Here is a 21787-nt window from a genome sequence, read left to right as displayed (position 1 = left end):
CGAATCTCATTTTCTCGGGCATGCGTCGGCTCCGCCGTCCTCACAAGCTCACAGTGAGCTTTTCCAGCCCATGGAAATGATAGGTGTCGCGGAAGCGCGGCTGCTCCGCAAGATGGAGTTGCGGCTGCCGCTCGAACAGGGTTTTCAGCGACACCTGCAACTCCAGCCGCGCCAGCGGCGCACCGATGCAGAAACGGATACCGGCGCCGAACGAGACATTCTTCTGGTCTAGTCGGCCGGGCCGGAAGGCGCCAGGTTCGGCAAAGGCAAGCGGATCATGATTGGCCATGCCGAGCAGCAGGCCGATCGTCTCGCCCGGTTGTACGACAACCCCCGATGTCACCTCGACCTCCTGATAGGCGTAGCGGGTGAACATGTGCAGCGGCGCGTCGAAGCGCAGGCACTCCTCGACCGTTGCAGCGGTTGCTTCCGGCGAGGTGAAGAAACGGCCGGGGTCGCCGCCTTGCGCCAGCAACGTGCGCACGGCGTTGCCGGTTTGATGGACGGTCGCCTCGTGGCCGGCATTGAGCAACAGGATGGCGGACGAGACCAACTCGTTTTCCGACAGCTTCTGGCCATCCTCTTGCGCCACGATCAGCAGCGATAGCAGGTCGTCGCCAGGCTTCTTGCGCCGCTCGGCGACATAGCCGCGCAAAAAGTCGGAAAAATCGCGCGCGGCGCGATTGGCCGCTTGCTCGGTCTCGCGCGTCCGGCCATGCATGTACATGGCCACCATCCGGTGCGACCAGTCGAGCAGTTGCGGCCCCATTTCGACCGGCACACCGAGCATTTCGGCAATGATGGTGATCGGCAAAGGTGCGGCGAAGCTGGGCAATAGATCGACGTGGCGCGGTTCGAAACGGTCGATCAGCTCATTGGCCAGCGCCTCCACGCGCGGCCGCAGCCGCTCGACCTGGCGCGAGACGAAGGCGCGGTTGACCAGGGTTCTGAGCCTGGTGTGCACCGGCGGCTCCAGCTCCAGCATCGAATTGCTCTCGATGCCGTCGAAAGCGGCCAAATGCGAGCGATCCTCGCCGATGCCGCGGCTGTCGGGAATGCCGGCCGGGTTCTGGCGGCCGAAGCGGCGGTCGCGCAACAGCCGGTTGACGTCGTCGAAGCCGCCAAAGCACCAGGAGCCGAATTCCTCCCAGAAGAAGGCATTCGATGCGCCATGCAGGACGGCATAGGCGTCGTAAGGGTTCTGGAAAAACGCCGGTTCGTGCGGGTCGAGCCGCAGGCGGCGCGTGGCTGGATCAAAGGCGAGGTAGGGCGGCATGGATGTGGTCATGCCAGACCATTACCGCGGCTTGCCGGCTTGGTGCCAGACCGGATGTTGGCACCCGACGGCCCTATGGATTGAGCCAACCGAGGCGGACCTCGGCGAAGTACCGAAGTCTAATCCTCGCAATGCCTGGCAATATGCACGCGGCGCCAGCTGGTCGAGCCTTCCTGCACCACCACCCGGCGCGCCATCCTCTGGTATGACGGCGCTATCTGGGTGACGTGCCGCCGCTCGGGCCGCACCAGCACTTCATGGGCGACGCTCTCATATTCGGCCGGCAGCACAACCCGGCGGGTGCGCTCCGGTTCAACCACCACCGTTTCGGCCACACGCGCGTAGCGGGCCTTGCGCCACACCTTGCACAGCACCTTGCGGCCGTGGATGACGCGCCATTCCCAGGCATAGCCGCCATCGTCGACCTGGACCGTGCGGTAAACGGTGCGGGTTCTCGCCGGTACGATGTCATAGGTGACTCGGGGCGGCGCGATCTGCTCGACGCGCTCCATGGTGCCATAGATCGGCGGATCATAGTCGACCAACTGCCCGCCGGGTCTGACCATGACGTCTTCATAGACGGTGTCATAGAGCGCCGGCCTGTGCACCGGCTCATAGCATTCGGCGGCCCGGCCGTCGGCAACCGCATCGGACACCATGCCGAGACCGGCAAGGCCGGAAATGGCGAGGCAAACAGTTTTCCTGATCATGGCACTCCCCCTGTTTGAACGCGAGAAGGTGAGGTTCAACGTTGAACTGTAGGGGATGGTTCTCCGGGGGAAAGCGGTTTCGCCGCGTTTCGTTAAGCGACGCGGTTAAGGAATTGCTACACCGCAAAAACGCCGCTGGCCGCGTTCGGACTTTCCCTTGCGCGGAAACCTTGATTCGACTTAACCAGATGGCTAGGAGGAGGCGGCCTTGCGCTAGGGTGAGCCGGCATCCTATTTACATTCTAACCGTCAAGAACCGATTCTGCCCGATGTTCCGGCGCCGGAATCCCCATCTCCAAAAAGGGTAGTCCATGAAGAACCCCGTCGAAACCTACATGAACCTCGTTCCGATGGTGGTCGAGCAGACCAATCGCGGCGAGCGGGCCTACGACATTTTCTCGCGCCTGCTGAAAGAGCGCATCATTTTCATCACCGGCCCGGTCGAAGACGGTATGGCGACGCTGGTTTGTGCACAGCTTTTGTTCCTCGAGGCCGAGAACCCGAAGAAAGAGATCAATCTCTACATCAACTCGCCGGGCGGCGTGGTGACCTCGGGCATGGCGATCTACGACACCATGCAGTTCATCAAGCCGGCAGTGTCGACGCTGTGCATCGGCCAGGCGGCGTCGATGGGCTCGCTGCTTCTGACCGCCGGCCACAAGGACATGCGTTTTGCCACGCCGAACGCCCGTATCATGGTTCACCAGCCTTCCGGCGGTTTCCAGGGCCAGGCCTCCGACATCGAGCGGCACGCGCAGGACATCATCAAGCTGAAGCGCCGCCTCAACGAGGTCTACGTCAAACACACCGGTAAGAGCTACGAAGACATTGAAAAGACGCTTGACCGCGACCATTTCATGACAGCCGACGAAGCCAAGGATTTCGGCCTCATCGACAAGGTCATTTCGTCGCGCGAGCCGGTCGAAGGCGCTGCGGCATAAGCGCTGCATGGCAGTTGCGTGGGTGGATAACGCGCTTTTGCTGGGATTTGCGGCATTTCGGCCACAATTGGCTGTTCCCTCGGTGGATGGGATTGCCTACGTTAAGGCTATGTTGATTTTCGACGGCTTAGCTTTGTGCAGGGTTGGCGCGAATCATTGCGACGTTTTCTGATTTGTGTTTCGTACGGAATGCGTTGCGGGAGCCGGGACACTGGCGGCGGCGAATTCCCGCGATAGATAGAATATGCGCCCTTTCAGCCAGACCATCGGCGGGCGGCCATGAAAGGACAGGAAAATGAGCAAAGTCGGCAACAACAGCGGTGATTCGAAGAACACGCTTTATTGCTCGTTTTGCGGCAAAAGCCAGCACGAGGTGCGCAAGCTGATCGCCGGCCCAACGGTGTTCATCTGCGACGAGTGCGTAGAGCTGTGCATGGACATCATCCGCGAGGAGAACAAGACCTCGATGGTGAAGTCGCGCGAGGGCGTGCCGACCCCGCAGGAGATCCTGAAGGTTCTCGACGACTATGTCATCGGCCAGCCCTACGCCAAGCGCGTGCTGTCGGTGGCTGTCCACAACCACTACAAGCGCCTGGCGCATGCCGGCAAGAACAACGACGTCGAATTGGCGAAGTCCAACATCCTGCTGATCGGCCCGACCGGCTGCGGCAAGACGCTGCTTGCCCAGACGCTGGCCCGCATCATCGACGTGCCCTTCACCATGGCCGACGCGACGACGCTGACCGAAGCCGGTTACGTCGGCGAGGACGTCGAAAACATCATCCTGAAGCTGCTGCAGTCGGCCGACTACAATGTCGAGCGCGCCCAGCGCGGCATCGTCTACATCGATGAAATCGACAAGATTTCGCGCAAGTCCGACAACCCATCGATCACCCGCGACGTGTCGGGCGAGGGTGTGCAGCAGGCGCTTCTGAAGATCATGGAAGGCACCGTTGCCTCCGTGCCGCCGCAGGGCGGCCGCAAGCATCCGCAGCAGGAGTTCCTGCAGGTCGACACCGCCAACATCCTGTTCATCTGCGGCGGCGCCTTCGCCGGGCTGGACAAGATCATCTCGGATCGCGGCAGGAAGACTTCCATCGGCTTCGGCGCCATCGTCGCTTCGCCCGAGGATCGCCGCACCGGTGACGTGTTCCGCCTGGTCGAGCCCGAGGATCTCTTGAAGTTCGGCCTCATCCCCGAGTTTGTCGGCCGTCTGCCGGTCCTGGCGACGCTGGAAGACCTCGACGAGCCGGCGCTGATCCAGATCCTGACCGAGCCGAAAAACGCGCTGGTCAAGCAGTATCAGCGGCTGTTCGAGATGGAGAGTGTCGACCTGACCTTCCATGAGAATGCGCTGTCGGCGATCGCCAAGCGCGCCATCGAGCGCAAGACCGGCGCCCGTGGCCTCCGCTCGATCATGGAAGCGATCCTGCTCGACACCATGTTCGAACTGCCCGCCCTGGAAGGCGTGCGCGAAGTGGTGATTTCGGAAGAAGTGGTGACCGGCAGCGCCCGGCCGCTCTACATCTATTCCGAGCAGAAGGAAAAGAAGGGCAACGTCAGCGCCTGATCTGGCATCTGGCCTAACCTTTTTATGGAACGGCGCCCGCGGGGCGCCGTTTTGCTGTGGTGAGGTACCGATCCTTGTGACGGAGTGGATGAACGAACGTGTCGACCCTTGATCTTTGCCCCTCGTGCATCCAACTAACATCGGAAGGCCGTGGTGCCGAATTCTGTGCTGTAAAACTCCCGTCACAAACGGTGGTAGGCGGAACGATCCTCGGTCGTTAATATGAGATTCGCGGTTGGCTCGATTAGCGGCCGCGACATGAAAGGTTGGACAATGGCCAAAATATCCAAGGCTCCCAGCGACGGCGTCTTCGCAGTCCTCCCACTGCGCGACATCGTGGTGTTCCCGCACATGATCGTTCCGCTCTTTGTCGGGCGTGAAAAGTCGATCAAGGCGCTGGAAGAGGTTATGGGTCAGGAAAAGCAGATCCTGCTTGCCACCCAGATGAATGCCGCCGATGACGATCCCGAGCCCGATGCGATCTTCGACATCGGCACGCTCGCCAATGTGCTGCAATTGCTGAAGCTGCCCGACGGCACCGTCAAGGTGCTGGTCGAAGGCGCGTCGCGTGCCAAGATCGTCTCGTTCACCGACCGTCCGGACTTCCACGAAGCTACCGCCACGGCGCTGGTCGAGCCGGAGGAGGAAGAGGTCGAGGTCGAGGCGCTCGCCCGTTCGGTCGTCACCGACTTCGAAAACTACGTCAAGCTGAACAAGAAGATCTCGCCTGAAGTGGTGGGCGCCGCCAGCCAGATCGACGACTATTCCAAGCTCGCCGATACGGTTGCTTCGCACCTCGCCATCAAGATCCCCGAGAAGCAGGAGATGCTGGCCACGCTGTCCGTCAAGGAACGGCTGGAAAAGGCGATGGGCTTCATGGAAGCCGAAATCTCCGTCCTGCAGGTGGAGAAGCGCATCCGCTCGCGCGTCAAGCGCCAGATGGAGAAGACGCAGCGCGAATATTACCTCAACGAGCAGATGAAGGCGATCCAGAAGGAGCTCGGCGAAGGCGAGGACGGCCGCGACGAGGCCGCCGAGATCGAGGCGCGCATCAAGAAGACCAAGCTCTCCAAGGAGGCCCGCGAAAAGGCGGAAGCCGAGTTGAAGAAGCTGCGGACGATGTCGCCGATGTCGGCGGAATCGACCGTCGTGCGCAACTACCTCGACTGGATCCTGTCGATCCCGTGGGGCAAGAACTCCAAGGTCAAGCAGGACCTGGCGTTTGCGCAGAACGTGCTCGACACCGATCATTTCGGCCTCGACAAGGTCAAGGACCGCATCGTCGAGTATCTCGCCGTGCAAAGCCGCCAGAAGAAGCTGAAGGGGCCGATCCTGTGCCTCGTCGGCCCTCCCGGCGTCGGCAAGACCTCGCTCGGCAAGTCGATCGCCAAGGCGACCGGCCGCGAGTTCATCCGCATGGCGCTTGGCGGCGTGCGTGACGAGGCCGAGATCCGTGGCCACCGCCGCACCTATATCGGCTCGATGCCCGGCAAGGTCATCCAGTCGATGAAGAAGGCCAAGAAGTCCAACCCGCTCTTCCTGCTCGACGAGATCGACAAGATGGGCCAGGACTTCCGTGGCGATCCGTCATCGGCTTTGCTCGAGGTGCTCGATCCCGAGCAGAACTCGACGTTCATGGACCATTACCTCGAGGTCGAATACGACCTATCGAGCGTGATGTTCGTGACGACGGCGAACACACTGAACATCCCTGCGCCCCTGATGGACCGCATGGAGATCATCCGTATCGCCGGCTACACCGAGGACGAGAAGATCGAGATCGCCAAGCGTCACCTGATGCCCAAGGTGATCCGCGATCATGCCCTGCAGCCGAAGGAATTCTCCGTCGGCGAGGACGCGATCCGCGGCATCATCCAGACCTACACCCGTGAAGCGGGCGTCAGAAGCCTGGAGCGCGAGCTGATGAAGCTCGGGCGCAAGGCGGTGACCGAGATCCTGAAGACGAAGAAGAAGACGGTGAGCATCACGGCGGCGAACCTCGCCGATTACCTCGGTGTTCCGCGCTTCCGCTTCGGCCAGGTCGAGGCTGACGATCAGGTCGGTGTCGTCACCGGTCTTGCCTGGACAGAAGTCGGCGGCGAGCTGCTGACGGTCGAAGGCGTCATGATGCCCGGCAAGGGCCGCATGACGGTGACCGGCAATCTGCGCGACGTGATGAAGGAATCGATCTCGGCGGCGGCCTCTTATGTCCGCTCGCGGGCCATCGATTTCGGCATCGAGCCGCCGCTGTTCGACAAGCGTGACATCCACGTCCACTTGCCCGAAGGCGCCACGCCGAAGGACGGTCCGTCTGCAGGTGCTGCCATGGCGACAGCCATCGTGTCTGTCATGACGGGGATTCCGGTCCGGGCCGATGTGGCGATGACTGGCGAGATAACGCTTCGCGGCCGCATCTTGCCGATCGGCGGCCTCAAGGAGAAGCTGCTCGCCGCATTGCGCGGCGGCATCAAGAAGGTGCTGATCCCGGAAGACAACGCCAAGGATCTGGCGGAGATTCCGGACAATGTGAAGAACGGTATGGAGATCATTCCGGTCTCACGTGTCGGCGAGGTTCTGAGGCACGCGCTGGTGCGCATGCCGGAGCCGATCGAGTGGGTCGAGCCGGTCAATCCGCCGGCTTCCACCGATACCGTTGACGATGCTGGAAAGTCGCTTGCACATTAGAAACTACTAAAGTTGCAGTGCACAAAGAGAGAGCCGGGCCTTGAGCCCGGCTTTTTCATGTGAAAAACCCACCTTTTCCGGGCTTTTTTCAACTTATTTCCGGCTTTTTGACTTGGGTTTGCGAGCGCTTCTTTCTAAAGTCCCTCTCCTGCCGGATGAGTCGAAAGTTCCGGTTTTCTCATGGAAGGGAATTTTTATGAACAAGAACGAACTGGTTTCCGCTGTCGCTGAATCCGCGAGCATTTCGAAGGGTGACGCACAGTCGGCGGTTGAGGCGGTGTTCTCCGTCATCACTGGCGAACTGAAGAAGGGCGGCGATGTACGGCTCGTCGGCTTCGGAAATTTCACCGTCTCCAAGCGTGCGGCATCGACTGGCCGCAACCCGCAGACTGGCGCGGAAGTGAAGATTCCGGCGCGTACCGTGCCGAAGTTCTCGGCCGGCAAAGGCCTCAAGGACGCGGTCAACTAAAAATTTTTTCAGAGAATGTTGGAAAGCCGGGTTCGCCCGGCTTTTCTTTTGCCTCGATCGCGGCAAGCCGTCAGCCCGCTGAGGCGAGCCTTCAGCCCACCGGCGCATCCGCGCGCATCAGGCCTTCCTGCTTGAGGTCCGCCCACAGCGCCGCGGGCAGCTTGGCATCGAGCAGGGCGCGGTTGCTTTCGACTTCGCTCGGCCGCTGGCCGCCGGGGATGACCGACACCACGGAAGGGTGCAGCAGCGGAAACTGCAGCGCCGCCTCGATCAGCCTGACGCCACGGCGCTGGCAGACGGCCTCGATGCGCCCGACGCGATCCATGATGTCCCTTGGCGCCTCGGAGTAATTGTAATAGGCGCCTGGCTTCGGCCCGGTCGCCAGGATGCCGGAATTGTAAGGACCGCCGAGAACGATGCCGATGCCGCGTTGCTCGCAGAGCGGCAGGAAGGTGGCAAGCGCTTCCTGTTCCAGCAGCGTGTAGCGCCCGGCCAGCAGGAACAGGTCGAAGTCGCCACGCTCCGCCAGCGTCTGGCAAACCTCCCATTCGTTGATGCCGCCGCCGAAGGCCTTGATCACGCCCTGGTCGCGCAGCGCAACCAGTCCGTTGTAGCCCGAGGCCATGAATTCCTCGATGCGCTGGTCTGACGCCTCCTTGCTGCCATGGGTGAAGATGTCGAGGTCATGGACGAAAAGGATGTCGATGCGGTCGACGCCAAGCCGTTCCAGCGACGCCTCGAACGAGCGCATGACGCCGTCATAGCTGTAGTCGTAGACCTCCTTGCGCGTCGGTGTGTCGAAGAACTTGCCGATGCCGGTTCGTTCCTCCGGCGGGCAGGCGCGCAACAGGCGACCGACCTTGCTCGACAGCACATAGTCGTCGCGCTTCCTGCCGCGCAGGAAGGCATTGAGCCGTGTTTCGGCAAGGCCCAGGCCATAGAGCGGCGCGGTGTCGTAGTAACGGCAGCCGGTCGCCCACGCCGCCTCCAGCGTCGCGTTGGCATCCTCGTCGGGGACGGCGCGGTAAAGGTTGCCGAGCGGCGCGCTGCCGAAGCCAAGCTCGGTAAAGTCGAGGCCGCCATTGCCGATGCGGTCGAAATGCCGTGTCTTCATGTCGTGCTGATTTCCTGGATTGATTGTCTGACATGACACTATCACGCCGCTGGCTCAGCAAAAGCCGCCATGGCCGTTGGACAGGCATTTTCGCGGTGATAGCATGAACAAAAACAAGCCTTTTTCCGAAAGAGCGCAACCCGAAATCACCGGCCACAAACCCAGCCGGACAGATGGGACTCTCATGACGAATGCCGGCTCGGATATGTTTTCGACCGCCCTGCAAGAGCTGGGCGCCGTACTGGCGCGCGTCGACGAAGCCGGCATCTACACCGCCTGCGAAACCCTGGCCCGCGCGCAAAAGATCGTCGTCTATGGCTGCGGCCGCGAGGCCTTGCAGCTCAAGGGTTTCGCCATGCGCCTCTATCACCTTGGCCTTGAGGTGTCGGTGGTCGGCGACATGAACACGCCACCGCTTGGCCCAGCCGATGTCTTCCTGGTCAGTTCCGGCCCGGGCGAGACGACGACGGTGCTTACCTTGATGCAAGTCGCCCGCCAGGCCGGCGCCACCGTGCTTTTGCTCACCGCCGAGGCAGGCAGTAGTGCGGTCGCGCTTGCCGACTTCACCTTGCTGATCCCGGCGCAGACCATGGCGCGTGACCAGGGGCCACAAAAGACATCGCTGCTGCCGATGGGCTCGGTCTTCGAAGGGGCGCTGTTCCTGCTGTTCGAGGTGATGGTGCTGAAGCTCAAGGCGCTGACCGGCCAGTCGTCCGAGGCCATGCGCACCCGCCACACCAACATGGAATAGATCATGCGCTACGAACTGATGTTGCCGCACCAGATCCGCAAGGCGATCGCCGAGAACTGGCCGGTCGCTCTCCCGCTCGGCGTGCTCGAATATCACGGCGAGCACATGGCTGTCGGCATGGACACGCTGGCCGTCGTCAAGACGCTGGAGCTCTACGAGAAGGAGGCCGACATCGTCATCCTGCCGGCTTTCTACTACGGTGCGGCGAGCTATGTGGTGGCAGCACCTGAAGGCAACGGCTCGGTGCAGGTCGGCGGCAACCAGCTGGCGCCGTTCGCCGAAGAATTGTTCTACAGCCTGCTGCGCATCGGCTTTCGCAACATCAACGCCATCATCCACCACCAGACCGAGAACTTTGCCGCCGGCATGCCGACCGATCTCGCCTTCAAGGCCGCCGGCCGCCAGGCGATCTTCCGCTTCCTCGAGAAGCAGCGCGGCGAGGGCTGGTGGGGCTCAGACGAAATGGCCGATTATTATGCCGGGCACGCCGCCGGCGAGAATTTCTTCAACTGGGTGCAGGTGCACCCGCTAATGTCGGCTGCCATGAACGGGAAGTATCCGTTCGATCACGCCGGTGTTGGCGAGACATCATTGATGCTGGCACTGTGTCCGGAAGCGGTCGATGCCGGGCGTTTTGGCGAGAATACCGCGTGGTATACGGCCAGTGCGCCGGAGGCCTCGGCGGAGCTGGGGCGAAAGGGTGTGGCGATGATCATGGATCACCTGAGGGCGATATTGGGGCGCTAGCAGACAAAGTCGCTCTGTAGCGATCCTTCACACCCCCCTCTGTCCTGCCGGACATCTCCCCCGCAAGGGGGGAGATCAGATGTCATTTCCGCTTTCGCCAATCACCTACGTCGCAAGAAAAGCGATGCAGCCAAAGCTGCCGATCTCCCTCCTTGCGGGGGAGATGGCCGGCAGGCCAGAGGGGGGTGCTGTCCCGCCGAGGTCAACAGTAGAGGGGCACGCCGCCTCTCGCCTACTTCACCGCCCCCGCCGTCATGCCCATGATCAGATAGCGTTCAAGCGCAATCCCGATGACCGCCAGCGGTGCGATCGCGGCGGTGGCAAGCGCCGCCATCGACCACCAGTTGATGCCTTGCGAGCCGGTCTGGCTCGCCACCATCACCGGAATGGTCTTGGCGTCGGTCGACGTCAGGAGTGCCGCAAAAAAGTACTCGTTCCAGCACAGCACCATCGCCAGGATGAAGGCGGCGACCATGCCCGGCAGCGCAATCGGCATGACGATGCGGAAAAAGGCGCCCCAGATCGACAGGCCGTCGACCAGCGCTGCCTCCTCCAGTTCGACAGGGATCGAATTGAACTGGTCGCGCATGATCCAGATGACGATCGGCAGCACCATGAGCGTGTAGAGCAGGATCAGGCCGATGCGTGTGTCGAGCAGGCCGACCTCGCGGTAGAGCACCAGGAAGGGCAGGGCGAGCACCACCGGCGGCAGGATCAGCTGCGACAGGAAGAAGAAGGAGATGTCCTCGTTCTTGAACCAGGCGAACTGATAGCGGTACCGGGTCAGCCCATAGGCGGCGAGGCTGCCGATGACGATGGCGAGGCTCGATGCGCCGACCGAGGTGATGACCGAATTCATGAAGCGCTTGAAAAACTCCTCGCGCACCGTCGAGGTCTGGAAGATCGAATCCGGCGACAGGCCGAGCGAGCGCCAGCCCTTCCAGTCCGGCTGGAAATCGACGAACGGGATGAGGTGGCCCTGCGTGACGTCGACCGCGGTCTTGAACGAGGTGGTGATCGTCCAGTAGATCGGAAACAGGCAGATGAAGGCCCAGAACGCCAGCGCGCCATAGATGAAGATGCGATTGGCCAGAAAACCCAGCGGTGAGCGGATTTCCGAGGCAGCATAGTCGGTGGTCTGAACGCTCATTGTGCCTCGTCAGTTCACGTTGCGCACGAAGCGATTGGCGAATTTCAACAGCCAGGTCACGAACACGACGATGATGACGAGATAGGCCATCGCCAGCATGGTGCCGTAGCCGACATTCGAGCGGTCGCGGTATTCGCGGTAGATGAAGCTCGACACAGAATCCGTGGCGCCGCCGGGGCCGCCGGAGGTGACGGTAATGATGATGTCGGCGAGCTTCAGCTTGAAGATGATGCGCAGGATCACCGCCGTGACCGACACCGGCAGCATCAGCGGGAAGGTGACCTGCCAGAAAGTCTGCCAGGGCGTGGCGCCATCGACGCGCGCCGCTTCCAGCACGTCGCGCGACATCGCCTGCAGGCCGGCAAGCAGCATGATCATCATGAACGGGATGAAGGTCCAGGCGTCGAGCACCATGATCGAGATGCGGGCGGTGATCGGGTTGGAGAAGAAGGCGGGGTTCTCCCAGCCGAGATGGCGCGCCAGCGTCGCCGCCGGCCCGAAACGGTACTCCATCAGCGATTTGCCGATCATCCAGGATACCGCGACCGGCGACAGCATCAGCGGCATCAGGAAGACGACTCGGAAGAATTTGCGCGCCCGGATCTGCGCGTTGAGCAGCAGCGCCAGGCCGAAGGCAATCACATACTCAACCAGCACGGCGAGCACATAAAGCACCATGTTGAACAGCGCGTTGCGGTAGTAGGGATCGGCCAGCATCTGCCAGAAATTGTCGAGCCCGTTGAACTTGCGGCCGGAAAAGGACGACAGGTTCCAGTCGGTCAGCGCGATATAGAAGCCGAACAGCGTCGGGAAGATCACCATGGCGATGGTGAACAGCAGCGCCGGCAGCAGGAACAGCGCGCGCTGGCCGTCCTCGCCGCGCGTCAGCACCTGGCCGATGCCGAGCGCCACGCCCCACAGAACATAGGCGTAGACGATCGGACGCCAGGTCTCGAAGCCGAGCGTGGTGATCTCGTTCTTGTAGAGGATCTCAAACGCGATCACCGCCAGCAGGCCAAGCGTGGCGGCCGCCATCAGGGCAAAACCCGCCCGCTTGCGGGCCGGCGAGATCAGATCGGCTGGGCCGGCGTTGGCCGGCCATGCATTGGTGGTCTGGTCTGCCACGCGTCCCCGTCCGTTTAAAAAATCAAGCCTGCGACCGGCCCGAGCCGGTCAGGTCCGGCGGCTTGCACCGCCGGACCTGTTGTCACGATAGGATCAGCCTACACGCCGAGCGAGGCCTTGTAGAGCTTGATCTGGTTTTCGCGGCCGATCTGGTCGGTCAGCTTCTCCCAGGCCGCGGCAATGGCGTCGGCGCCTTCCTGCGCCTTCATCTTGCCGGCGAATGTGTTGGCCAGAATGTCCTCGGCAGCCGAATAATACTGGAAGATGCCGGGGATGCGCGGCTCGATCGCCGCGTTCGGATGGTTGTAGCTGTCGGCTTCCGACTTCAGATACGAGGTGATGAACGCCTCGTCGTAGCCTGCCGCCACCCATTCGGGAATGTCGAAATGCGAGTTGCGGTAGGGCTGGAAGCCGGACGGATACATCGCCGTCCAGATCGACAGGTCCTTGCCGCCGAGATGAGCGGCGGCCGACCATGCCGCTTTTTTCTTCTTTTCGTCCGTATCGACGCGGGCCATGACGTAGACGCCCCAGCCGAGATAGGCGCAGTTCGGCGCATAGTTCGGGCCGCTGGCGAGTTTGTCCCAAGCGCCGGTCTTGGCATTGTAGACGTCGTCGGACCCCGGCAGGATCGAGAAGCCGGTGACGTCGCCGATGACCGAGCTATCGTTGGTCTTGACGTTGGAGCCGACGTCGCCCCACCAGGTGACCATCGAACCGGTGCCGGCCAGGAACTGCTGGAAGGCTGTCGTGTTCGGGTCGGCGTTGATCTGGTCGGCGGGCTCCGACGGCAGCGCGTCGATGACGTCCTGGATGGCGCGCACCCAGGCCGGATTGTTGATGCGCGGCTTCATCGTGTCGGCATCGAACAGCCAGGCCTTGTCGTCGGGATGCTTGGCATAGGCGGTGGCGCGGCTGCCGAGGAAGTAGAAGCCGAAACCGCCCCAGGCCTTGGGCGCATCGAGATAGCCGAAGACGTCCTGGTCCTTGAACTTCTTGCCCTTGAGGAATTTTGTGACGGCCTGGACTTCCTGCCAGGTCTTCGGCACACCCCATTCGGTGGTCGCGCCGCCGTCCTTCCACGCCTTGGCGAGGTCGGCATCGGCAAAAACGTCGGTGCGGTAATTGAAGTTGTGCGCATCGCCATCGACGGTGATCCGGTACTGCTTGCCGTCCCAGGTGCCGACCGGCGGCTGCAGATAGGCCACGACATCCTTCATGTCGATCTGCTCTTTGACCCAGTCGGGCATCTCGGACGTCAGGCCCTTGCCGCAGACATCGCCTTCGAAGGGCGCGCCCATCTCGATGATGTCGAAGTCGACGGTGCCGGTTGCGATCGACTGCTGCAGGCGGGCATTGTAGTCGGCCTGCGCCAGGTCGATCCAGCTGATCTTGGCGCCGGTATAGGCCTCCCACGGCTTCAGGAAGCCGCGGAACAGCACATTGTGCAGGTTCTGGTTGTTGAGGCCCATGAAGGTGAGCTCGACGCCGGCGAATTCGCCTTCCTTGACGTTGGCCTTGGTGGCTTCCAGGCAGAGTTCGCCGACCTTCTGGAAATCGGCATCCGTCGGCTGACCCTTGCCGACGCCGGGGATCTGAAGAATTTTGGAGCGTAGCTCGCTGGCGGCTTCAGCCGGGCGGGTGAAAGCGCCGAGCCCAGCGCCCGATGCGGCGGCGATCGCGGCCATCGAGGCCGCGCCCTTGAGTATGTCACGCCGGGTGGCACCCGCGCGGACGAGTTTTTCGTACAGACCGACTCTCATCTATTCCTCCCAGAACAACAGTCGTGAATTAAAATGCCAATCCCTCCGACGCCGAAACGTCGGCGGTTCTCCTTTATCATACGGGGACGTGGGACCCCACCCTGCGTCGCCTGGAGCTCCGATTTTCGGATAAAAATCCGACTGCCGGATTGGCAACAGCTAATATTTGCGTAATCGATTACCTTGTCAACACGAATGGCTTTTTATCGATAACATACCGACTTGCCCTTGCCGTTGGCAATGGCTAGCTTCACCGCGAGAAAAGGGGGGACGATGGCTCAAGTCGCGATCAGCAATGTGGCCAAGGCGTTCGGAACCGTCAAGGTCCTGCACGAGGTCAGCGTCGATATCGCCGATGGCCAGTTCGTGGTGTTGGTCGGCCCGTCGGGCTGCGGCAAGTCCACGCTGCTCAGGATGGTGGCCGGGCTGGAGACCGTCTCCGGCGGCACGATCGCCATTGGCGAGCGCATCGTCAACAATCTGCCGCCGGCCAAGCGCGACATCGCCATGGTGTTCCAGAACTACGCGCTCTATCCGCACAAGACGGTGGAGCAGAACATGGCGTTTGCGCTGAAGCTGCGCAAGACCGATCCAGCCGTGGTCGCCGAGCGGGTCAAGCGCGCCGCCGACATTCTCGACCTCAATCCGTACCTGAAACGTTATCCGCGCCAGCTATCCGGCGGCCAGCGCCAGCGCGTCGCCATGGGCCGCGCCATCGTGCGCAATCCGCAGGTCTTCCTGTTCGACGAGCCGCTCTCCAATCTCGACGCCAAGCTGCGCGTGCAGATGCGCACCGAGATCAAGGAACTGCACCAGCGGCTGAAGACCACCACCATCTACGTCACCCACGACCAGATCGAGGCCATGACCATGGCCGACAAGATCGTCGTCATGTGCGATGGCCGTATCGAGCAGGTCGGCGCGCCATTGGAATTGTTCGACCGGCCGGCCAATCTGTTTGTCGCCGGCTTCATCGGCTCGCCGTCGATGAACCTGCTCAAGGGCGTGGTGCGCAAGGGCGACAAGGTCGAGATAGCGGGCACGCTGTTCCCGATCGCGGCCGGCAGCGCCGCCAAGGAGGGCCAGGCCGTGGTCTATGGCGTGCGGCCCGAGCATCTCGAAATCCATGCCGACGGCGTGCCAGCAAAGATCTCGGTGGTCGAGCCGACCGGTTCCGAAACGCTGGTCTTCGTGCGTTTCGGCGAGGGCGAGATGGTGGCGCTGTTTCGCGAGCGCCACGACTTCAAGCCCGGCGACACGCTCAATCTCAAGCCGCGCCTCGACCAGGTCCATCTCTTCGACGCCGAGACCGGCAACCGGCTCTGATTTCCAATCGACTTTGACCAAACCTGTTTGACGAGGACTGCCATGCTCAAAGGGATCAACCCATTGCTCAATGCCGATGTGCTCCAGGCGCTCAGGGCAATGGGACACGGCGACGATCTGGTCATCGCCGACACCAATTTCCCCGCCGATTCGGTGGCAAAGCAGACCGTGCTCGGCAAGCTGCTGCACATCGACGCCTCGGCGGCCGATGTGGTCAAGGCGGTGCTGTCGCTCTATCCGCTGGACACTTTCGTCGACGATGCGGCCGCGCGCATGGAGATCGTCGGCAAGCCGGACGAGATCCCGCCGGTGCAAAAAGAGGTGCAGAAGGAGATCGACAAGGCGGAAGGCAAGGCCTGGCCGATGATCTCGGTCGAGCGCTATGCCTTCTACGAGCGCGCCAAGAAAGCCTATTGCGTCATCCAGACCGGCGAGCGCCGCTTCTATGGCTGCTTCGCCTTTCGCAAGGGCGTCGTGCCGCCGGACGCCGAGTAGGGCCATGGCGTCGGGCAAACCTGTCGTCATTCTGGGCGTTTTCGTCGCCGACACCGCCTACCGCGCCGATCGACAGCCGCGCATGGGTGAAACCATTCTTGGTAATTCCTTCAAGCTGGGACCGGGCGGCAAGGGCTCGAACCAGGCGGTGGCGGCAGGCAAGCTCGGCGCGGACGTCACCTTCCTGACCCGGCTTGGCGTCGATGCTTTCGCCGACATGGCCAAGGCGACCTGGGCAGAGGCGAGCGTCAAATCCGCCGTCATCGAGACGCCGCAAAGCTATACCGGCGCGGCCTATATCTTCATCGAGGAGACAACCGGCAACAACGCCATCATCGTCAGCCCGGGTGCGGCGATGCTGATCTCGCCTGAAGACATCGAGGCCAACGCCGGCCTGATCGGCGGCGCCGGCGTCTTCGTCACCCAGCTCGAGCAGCCGATCGACGCGGCACTGCGCGCACTCGAAATCGCGCGCGGTGCAGGGGTGACCACCATCCTCAATCCGGCGCCGGCGGCCAAGCTGCCGGACCGCATCTATACGCTTTGCGACTATGTCACCCCCAACGAGACCGAGGCCGAAGAGCTGACCGGCATCAAGGTTTCTTCGATCGACGAGGCTCGCCGCGCCGCCGACAGCCTGCTCAAAAAGGGCGTCGGCTCGGTCATCATCACGCTCGGCGAAAAAGGCGCGCTGCTGCACACGGCCGCTCGGTCCGACCATGTTCCCGTGGTCAGTGCCGGTCCGGTGGTCGAAACCACCGGCGCGGGCGATGCCTTCAATGGCGGCCTGGCCGCCGCACTCGCCAAAGGCGTGGAGCCGCTGCAAGCCGTCCGCTTCGCCTGCGCCGTCGCCGGCATTTCGGTGACAAGGCCGGGTACGGCGCCATCCATGCCGACGCTGCAGGAGGTCGAGGCGCTGCTGGCCAAGGGGTGACGTCGTTGCGGGAGAGACCGAATTCAGATCCGACCGGATCTGAATTGCCTCATGCAAGACCATGATTCTAGACGATTATGTCACATTTCTCCTGAGGAGAAATGGCGCGAGTGACGGGGCTCGAACCCGCGACCTCCGGCGTGACAGGCCGGCGAAAACGCCTGATTAATCAACGAATGGTTTCAATTCCTCACGCTCTCGAATTTGCGGGAAAAAGCGCGAAATTGAAACTTGCTTATCAGAACTCGGCGCCTCTGGAGACGGCAGATCGATGCGCTCGCTTCCGCCGGATTCCGGGTCATCGTTCCCGACCAGAGGGGCTACACCACCAGTGACAAGCCGAAAGCCATCCGTGAATACACGCTCCCCAAGCTCGTCGGCGATGTCGTTGCCACCGCCGACGCGCTCGGCATCGGAAGGTTTCACCTCGTCGGTCATGACTGGGGCGGTATCGTCGCCTGGGCCGCAGGCGCAAAGCTGCCGCACCGCCTGGAAAGGCTCGTCATCCTGAACGCGCCCCATCCCGAGGTGCTGCTTGCCCATTCCTTGCGATCTCCGACCCAGTTCCTGCGGAGCAGCTATGCGGCCTTCTTCCAGTTCCCCTTGCTGCCGGAGGCTGTTCTGGGAGCGGGGCGCTCGGCTCTGCTGGCACGGGCGCTCATCAAATCCAGCCGAACAGAGCCTTCACGGCGGAGGAAATCGCAGAGTATCGGCAGGCCTGGGAACGGCCGGGGGCGCTGACCGGCATGCTCAACTGGTATCGGGCGCTGCGCTTCCGCCCAAGCCTGAAGCAGCGGATCACGACACCGACCCTTGTACTGTGGGGGATGCAGGACCAAGCTCTGGAATATGGCCTGGCCGAGCGCAGTCTGGCCTTTTGCAACGATCGGGGCCTGCAGACGTTCGAGAAGGCGACGCATTGGGTACAGCGCGAAGAGGCCAGCGCGGTGAATGCCGCGCTTCTGGCGTTCCTGGACGGCTGAGATGCCGTTCCGTTCTGCAGGTGGCCTGACTCGCCGTGATCTCCTGACCGTGCTCGCTGCCGCGGTCACAACCCACCACCTTACCTCCTCTGCTGATGCAGCATTGGCAGAGGCCTCAACGGAGCATCCGATGCCACACGTCGTCCTTCTCGGGGATTCGATCTTTGACAACGCTGCCTATGTCGCGCGCGGGCCCGACGTAGTGCGGCAGCTGCGGGAGCGCTTGCCGGAGGGGTGGCGTGCAACGCTAAACGCCGTCGACGGCGCCGTCACAAGCGGCGTCGAGCGGCAGCTTGAACGGCTCCCCCAGGATGCTAGCCATCTTGTCGTCAGCGTCGGTGGCAATGATGCTCTTCGTCATGCAGGGATTCTGGAGCAGGGGGCCTGTTCGGTGGCCGAGGTTCTGGACAGGATCAGCGATGTCCGGGAGGAATTCGAGCACGACTACTGTACGATGCTCGAGAGGGCGCTGGGCCAAAACCTACCCACCGCTATCTGCACGATCTACGAGGCGCGCTTTCCCGACCCACAGCGTCGTAGACTTGCCGCGACTGCCCTGACGGTCCTCAACGACGTCATCACCCGGGCGGCGTTCTCGCGCGGTTTGCCGCTCGTCGACCTGCGCTTGGTATCCAATGAGGACGCGGACTTCGCCAATCCTATCGAACCGTCAGTGCAAGGCGGCGCGAAGATCGCGGCAGCCATCGCGGCACTTGTAGTCGAGCACGATTTAGCCGGACGTCGGTCGGTGGTCTTCGTCGGCTAAACGGCGTAATCCCGCCCGATCGTCTGCACTCCCGATGGTCGGTCGGACTGAAAGCAACAATTCAGACGGCCAGCACGATCTTGCCTTGAATACTGCCGTCGGCGGCGCGCTCATGTGCGCGCGATGTCTCGGCCAGCGGGAATGTGCTGTCGATGACGACACGCACAAGGCCGTCGTCGAGCAGGCGGGCGGCTTTTGCCAACTGCGCGCCATTGGATCGAACCTGTGTGGATGAGACCGTGATCCCCAGCCTCTCTGTCTCTTCGTGACCAGCGAAGCCCAGCGGGTTGACCAGGAACAGCGCGCCGCCCGGCTTCAGAACCTGGAAGAAGCGCTCCATGTCCGCGCCGCCCACCGCGTCGAGGACAAGGTCGACGTCTCGGACGACATCTTCCGCCCCGGTCGTCTTGTAGTCGATGAACTGATCCACGCCGAGACCGCGCATCAGCGCCTCGTTCTTCGCCGATGCCACGGCGATGACGCGAGCGCCCCGCCATTTCGCCAACTGGACGGCCAGATGCCCGACACCGCCTCCGGCACCATTGATGAGCACCGTCTTGCCGTCGAGGGGCACCGGCTCATGCGGTAAGGGCTGGAACGGATTCGGCTCGTCGTGGCCAAGTTCGATCAAGAACTGCCATGCCGTCAGAAGCGACATCGGCGCACCAGCCGCATGAATATGGTCGATGCCGGCTGGTTTCAACGCAACATGCGATGCCGGCACGCTGACATAATGCGCGTAGGCATTGCTACCCGTCATCAAGTTATCGGGGAAGCGAACCATTGCGTAGACCTCGTCACCGATGCTGAACTCAGCGACGTCAGCGCCAACCGCTTCAATGACGCCCGACACGTCCGTGCCGAGAATCAGTGGGAAGGACGCGTTGGGTCGCCATTCTGGCGGCAGTGCGCGATAGCCATCCCGCAGATACCAGTCGGGCGGATTAAGCCCGGCCGCCTGGACTCGGACAAGCACCTCGCCGGGCTTCACACCCGGCCTAGGCGCGTCTTCGTACACCAGCATCTCGGGACCACCGAATGCGTGCAGACGGACTGCCTTCATCTTATCGCTCATTGGTGAAATCTCCGCTCATCCATGTCATTGGAGCGAATCTAGCGGCATGTCCGCGGGTTGATAATCGGTGCCGATGGCGGTTAAGTAATGCAATGGGGGAACATATCACTTTGGATCGGCTCACTGGCATCATCGCCTTCGCGCGTGCGGGATCGCTGGGCAGCTACACGGCAGCGGCGCGCGCGCTGTCGATTTCCCCGTCGGCGGTCAGCAAGAGCGTCCAGCGGCTCGAGCGGCATTTAGGAGTGTCGCTGTTTACCCGTACAACGCGCTCGCTCACCTTCACGCCCGAAGGGCGCGACCTGCATGAGCGCGCGCTGCGTCTGCTACGTGAGGCGGAGGAAATAGAGCAGGCGGCAATGACCGCGCGATCCGAACCATCGGGCACGTTGCGCGTGGCCGCGTCGCTGCCGATCGGACTGCATCTGATCGCTCCGGCTTTACCGGCTTTCCGTCGGCTCCATCCGAACCTAATCGTCGATCTCAGGCTGGGTGACCAGATGGTGGACATGATCGAGGAAGGGATCGATGTCGCCATACGCATCGGTGATCTGGCTGACACCCGGCTACTATCACGCAAGCTCGCACCCCATCGGCTTTGCTGCTTCGCCTCGCCAGCCTATCTCGAGGAACGCGGCACACCGACCCATCCCGATCACCTGGAAGGGCACGACACCGTCAACCTTCGATATCAGAGCACAGGCCAGGCCTTTCGCTGGCCCTTCCGGATTGGCGACCGTGAAATCGAGATCGTGCCCAATTCCGGTGTGGTCGCCGATGCCAGCGATGCCGTGCTCATCATGCTGGCAGCCGGCGGTGGGATAGGCATAGGCGCCTCCTTCATGGCGGCTCCCTATGTGAAGCGCGGCGAGCTGGTCCCAGTGCTGTCCACGTTCGCGGTCGAGCGAAACAATGTCACCGTGCTCTGGCCGGCAAGCCGACGCGCCAACCCCGCCGTGCGCGCCTTTCTGACCATGCTCGACGCCGCTTTCACTCTGCGAATGGCAGCTTCAAGCATCGACTGATCTGGCGCGGAAGGGTCGCTAAAGGGCGAAAGCGGTCAATCACTGCTGATTGGCTGAACGGCAGCTATTCCGGGCACAACGTCCAAAAGCTGCTATTCCGGTTTCGTGAAGAGTTTCGGGCGCCGGCAGGCGTACGAAAGTCCCCCGAGGAAGGAACCCGCAGGGCACAGTCGACGGCTATGGGGATTTCGAACTGCGGCCGATGTCGGCGATGGCGCGACCGCCGCCGGGATGCGTGGGGATGGATGCGAAGAGGCGGCTTCGTTGTGCCTCCGCGCGGTCCAAGAGACACAGTACGTATTCAATGCAAGAGCTGGTTGAGAGGCTAGAAGGCAGACGTCAAAGACCAGATCGATTTCTTCCAGGCGACTCGGACCCTCGCATCATAACCGATCAGTGGCTGGACCGTCGTGCATGATCTCAGCCGGTCAGCTTCGACGAGGTCCGACATTCTGTTCGTTTTTGCAGGGGTAGAATTGTCACTTTCACGCTCGACCTGCTCCGCGTGTGCGTCAGTATGATGCTACACTCAACTCTCACGAAGGTTCATGGTCCAATTCGGTAGCGACGGATTCATGCCGTAAGCGGGCCGCCCCGGGAAACTGATTTCAATTCCTTCGCAGCCGCTGTCAACGAGGCGCGGTCATTCCCGGCGGCTTTGATGAGCTCCATCACCTGCTCAGGCGTGATGCCGTTCTGCTGGGCAAAATGCTCGACTTCGTTGCGTTCGTTGGACGAGACCCGGTGTCTGCCGCGAAAATCACGCTCGGTTTTGTTGTCCGTCATCATCTTCTCCTTTCAACCTCGCTTCGCCGGCCCCAACCGCCCGGTGGAGCAAAAGTTCCGAAACCGCCGTAAGCGGAGGCCCGTCGAGCCTGGTAG

21 protein-coding genes are annotated in these 21787 nt (G+C 62.2%); 13 read left to right on the top strand and 8 right to left on the bottom strand.

All coding sequences use genetic code 11. The features are described 5' to 3' along the window. Positions 1 to 40 precede the first annotated feature (40 nt). Positions 41 to 1288: a cytochrome P450 gene (locus tag X730_RS154715; protein WP_023826056.1), complete on the bottom strand. Its 1248-nt coding sequence runs from the start codon at positions 1286 to 1288 to the stop codon at positions 41 to 43. Positions 1289 to 1395: 107 nt separating this feature from the next. Continuing rightward, on the bottom strand, positions 1396 to 1986 hold the full coding sequence (locus X730_RS154720) for a hypothetical protein (protein WP_023682307.1): 591 nt from the start codon (positions 1984 to 1986) through the stop codon (positions 1396 to 1398). Positions 1987 to 2297: 311 nt separating this feature from the next. On the opposite strand from X730_RS154720, the gene clpP reads away from it, so the two are divergent. The 4 genes from clpP to X730_RS154740 all read left to right on the top strand — a co-directional run bounded on the left by clpP (position 2298) and on the right by X730_RS154740 (position 7651). Beyond that, positions 2298 to 2927 carry an ATP-dependent Clp endopeptidase proteolytic subunit ClpP gene (gene clpP / locus X730_RS154725; protein ID WP_023682306.1) on the top strand — a complete coding sequence of 210 codons (630 nt, stop codon included), beginning with the start codon at positions 2298 to 2300 and terminating at the stop codon, positions 2925 to 2927. Between the two features lie 295 nt (positions 2928 to 3222). Further along, positions 3223 to 4497 carry an ATP-dependent Clp protease ATP-binding subunit ClpX gene (gene clpX / locus X730_RS154730; RefSeq protein WP_023682305.1) on the top strand — a complete coding sequence of 425 codons (1275 nt, stop codon included), beginning with the start codon at positions 3223 to 3225 and terminating at the stop codon, positions 4495 to 4497. A 273-nt stretch (positions 4498 to 4770) separates the two neighbouring features. Further along, on the top strand, positions 4771 to 7182 hold the full coding sequence (gene lon / locus X730_RS154735; protein WP_023682304.1) for an endopeptidase La: 2412 nt from the start codon (positions 4771 to 4773) through the stop codon (positions 7180 to 7182). 196 nt (positions 7183 to 7378) lie between these two features. After that, positions 7379 to 7651: an HU family DNA-binding protein gene (locus X730_RS154740; RefSeq protein WP_023669423.1), complete on the top strand. Its 273-nt coding sequence runs from the start codon at positions 7379 to 7381 to the stop codon at positions 7649 to 7651. Positions 7652 to 7742: 91 nt separating this feature from the next. Here the strand turns inward: X730_RS154740 and X730_RS154745 are convergent, their stop codons facing one another. Next, a complete protein-coding gene (locus tag X730_RS154745; RefSeq protein ID WP_023826055.1) occupies positions 7743 to 8765 on the bottom strand; it encodes an aldo/keto reductase in 1023 nt (340 codons plus the stop codon). 184 nt (positions 8766 to 8949) lie between these two features. Here X730_RS154745 and X730_RS154750 point away from each other — a divergent pair, with 184 nt between their 5' ends. Together X730_RS154750 and X730_RS154755 are read left to right on the top strand one after the other, a co-directional pair. Further along, positions 8950 to 9516 (top strand): SIS domain-containing protein, encoded by a 567-nt coding sequence (locus tag X730_RS154750; protein ID WP_023682302.1) that lies wholly within the window; start codon positions 8950 to 8952, stop codon positions 9514 to 9516. 3 nt (positions 9517 to 9519) lie between these two features. Further along, positions 9520 to 10263 carry a creatininase family protein gene (locus X730_RS154755; protein ID WP_023711519.1) on the top strand — a complete coding sequence of 248 codons (744 nt, stop codon included), beginning with the start codon at positions 9520 to 9522 and terminating at the stop codon, positions 10261 to 10263. A gap of 232 nt (positions 10264 to 10495) precedes the next feature. On the opposite strand, the gene X730_RS154760 is transcribed toward X730_RS154755, so the two are convergent. The 3 genes from X730_RS154760 to X730_RS154770 all read right to left on the bottom strand — a co-directional run bounded on the left by X730_RS154760 (position 10496) and on the right by X730_RS154770 (position 14301). Then, positions 10496 to 11413: a carbohydrate ABC transporter permease gene (locus X730_RS154760; RefSeq protein ID WP_023669427.1), complete on the bottom strand. Its 918-nt coding sequence runs from the start codon at positions 11411 to 11413 to the stop codon at positions 10496 to 10498. Between the two features lie 9 nt (positions 11414 to 11422). Further along, the gene (locus X730_RS154765) at positions 11423 to 12538 is read right to left on the bottom strand and encodes a sugar ABC transporter permease (protein WP_023689462.1); all 1116 of its coding nucleotides are present in this window, start codon (positions 12536 to 12538) and stop codon (positions 11423 to 11425) included. A gap of 98 nt (positions 12539 to 12636) precedes the next feature. Beyond that, positions 12637 to 14301, bottom strand: a complete 1665-nt coding sequence (locus X730_RS154770; RefSeq protein ID WP_023705031.1) for a sugar ABC transporter substrate-binding protein — start codon at positions 14299 to 14301, stop codon at positions 12637 to 12639. Between the two features lie 273 nt (positions 14302 to 14574). Here X730_RS154770 and ugpC point away from each other — a divergent pair, with 273 nt between their 5' ends. From ugpC to X730_RS154790, 6 genes are all read left to right on the top strand, one after another. Then, a complete protein-coding gene (gene ugpC, locus X730_RS154775) occupies positions 14575 to 15627 on the top strand; it encodes a sn-glycerol-3-phosphate ABC transporter ATP-binding protein UgpC (RefSeq protein ID WP_023826054.1) in 1053 nt (350 codons plus the stop codon). 42 nt (positions 15628 to 15669) lie between these two features. Next, positions 15670 to 16122: an RbsD/FucU family protein gene (locus tag X730_RS154780; RefSeq protein WP_023711516.1), complete on the top strand. Its 453-nt coding sequence runs from the start codon at positions 15670 to 15672 to the stop codon at positions 16120 to 16122. A 4-nt stretch (positions 16123 to 16126) separates the two neighbouring features. Then, positions 16127 to 17056 carry a ribokinase gene (rbsK, locus tag X730_RS154785; RefSeq protein WP_023742815.1) on the top strand — a complete coding sequence of 310 codons (930 nt, stop codon included), beginning with the start codon at positions 16127 to 16129 and terminating at the stop codon, positions 17054 to 17056. A 231-nt stretch (positions 17057 to 17287) separates the two neighbouring features. Beyond that, a complete protein-coding gene (locus X730_RS1000000168570) occupies positions 17288 to 17797 on the top strand; it encodes an alpha/beta hydrolase (protein WP_050588090.1) in 510 nt (169 codons plus the stop codon). 5 nt (positions 17798 to 17802) lie between these two features. Continuing rightward, entirely contained in the window at positions 17803 to 18039 is a 237-nt protein-coding gene (locus X730_RS1000000168565) for an alpha/beta hydrolase (protein ID WP_050588089.1), read from the top strand. Between the two features lie 130 nt (positions 18040 to 18169). After that, positions 18170 to 18805 (top strand): SGNH/GDSL hydrolase family protein, encoded by a 636-nt coding sequence (locus X730_RS154790; protein ID WP_023826053.1) that lies wholly within the window; start codon positions 18170 to 18172, stop codon positions 18803 to 18805. Between the two features lie 61 nt (positions 18806 to 18866). On the opposite strand, the gene X730_RS154795 is transcribed toward X730_RS154790, so the two are convergent. Next, positions 18867 to 19880 carry an NADP-dependent oxidoreductase gene (locus tag X730_RS154795; RefSeq protein ID WP_023713490.1) on the bottom strand — a complete coding sequence of 338 codons (1014 nt, stop codon included), beginning with the start codon at positions 19878 to 19880 and terminating at the stop codon, positions 18867 to 18869. Between the two features lie 92 nt (positions 19881 to 19972). Here X730_RS154795 and X730_RS154800 point away from each other — a divergent pair, with 92 nt between their 5' ends. Then, positions 19973 to 20905, top strand: a complete 933-nt coding sequence (locus tag X730_RS154800) for a LysR family transcriptional regulator (protein ID WP_023826052.1) — start codon at positions 19973 to 19975, stop codon at positions 20903 to 20905. A gap of 573 nt (positions 20906 to 21478) precedes the next feature. On the opposite strand, the gene X730_RS154805 is transcribed toward X730_RS154800, so the two are convergent. Next, positions 21479 to 21691: a DUF3606 domain-containing protein gene (locus tag X730_RS154805; RefSeq protein WP_023826051.1), complete on the bottom strand. Its 213-nt coding sequence runs from the start codon at positions 21689 to 21691 to the stop codon at positions 21479 to 21481. Positions 21692 to 21787: the final 96 nt, after the last annotated feature.

The sequence above is a fragment of the Mesorhizobium sp. L103C131B0 genome (assembly GCF_000502275.1).
GTDB lineage: Bacteria > Pseudomonadota > Alphaproteobacteria > Rhizobiales > Rhizobiaceae > Mesorhizobium.
The sequence above is the reverse complement of the archived record's forward strand: the minus strand, read 5'-3'. Positions and strand labels throughout refer to the sequence as shown.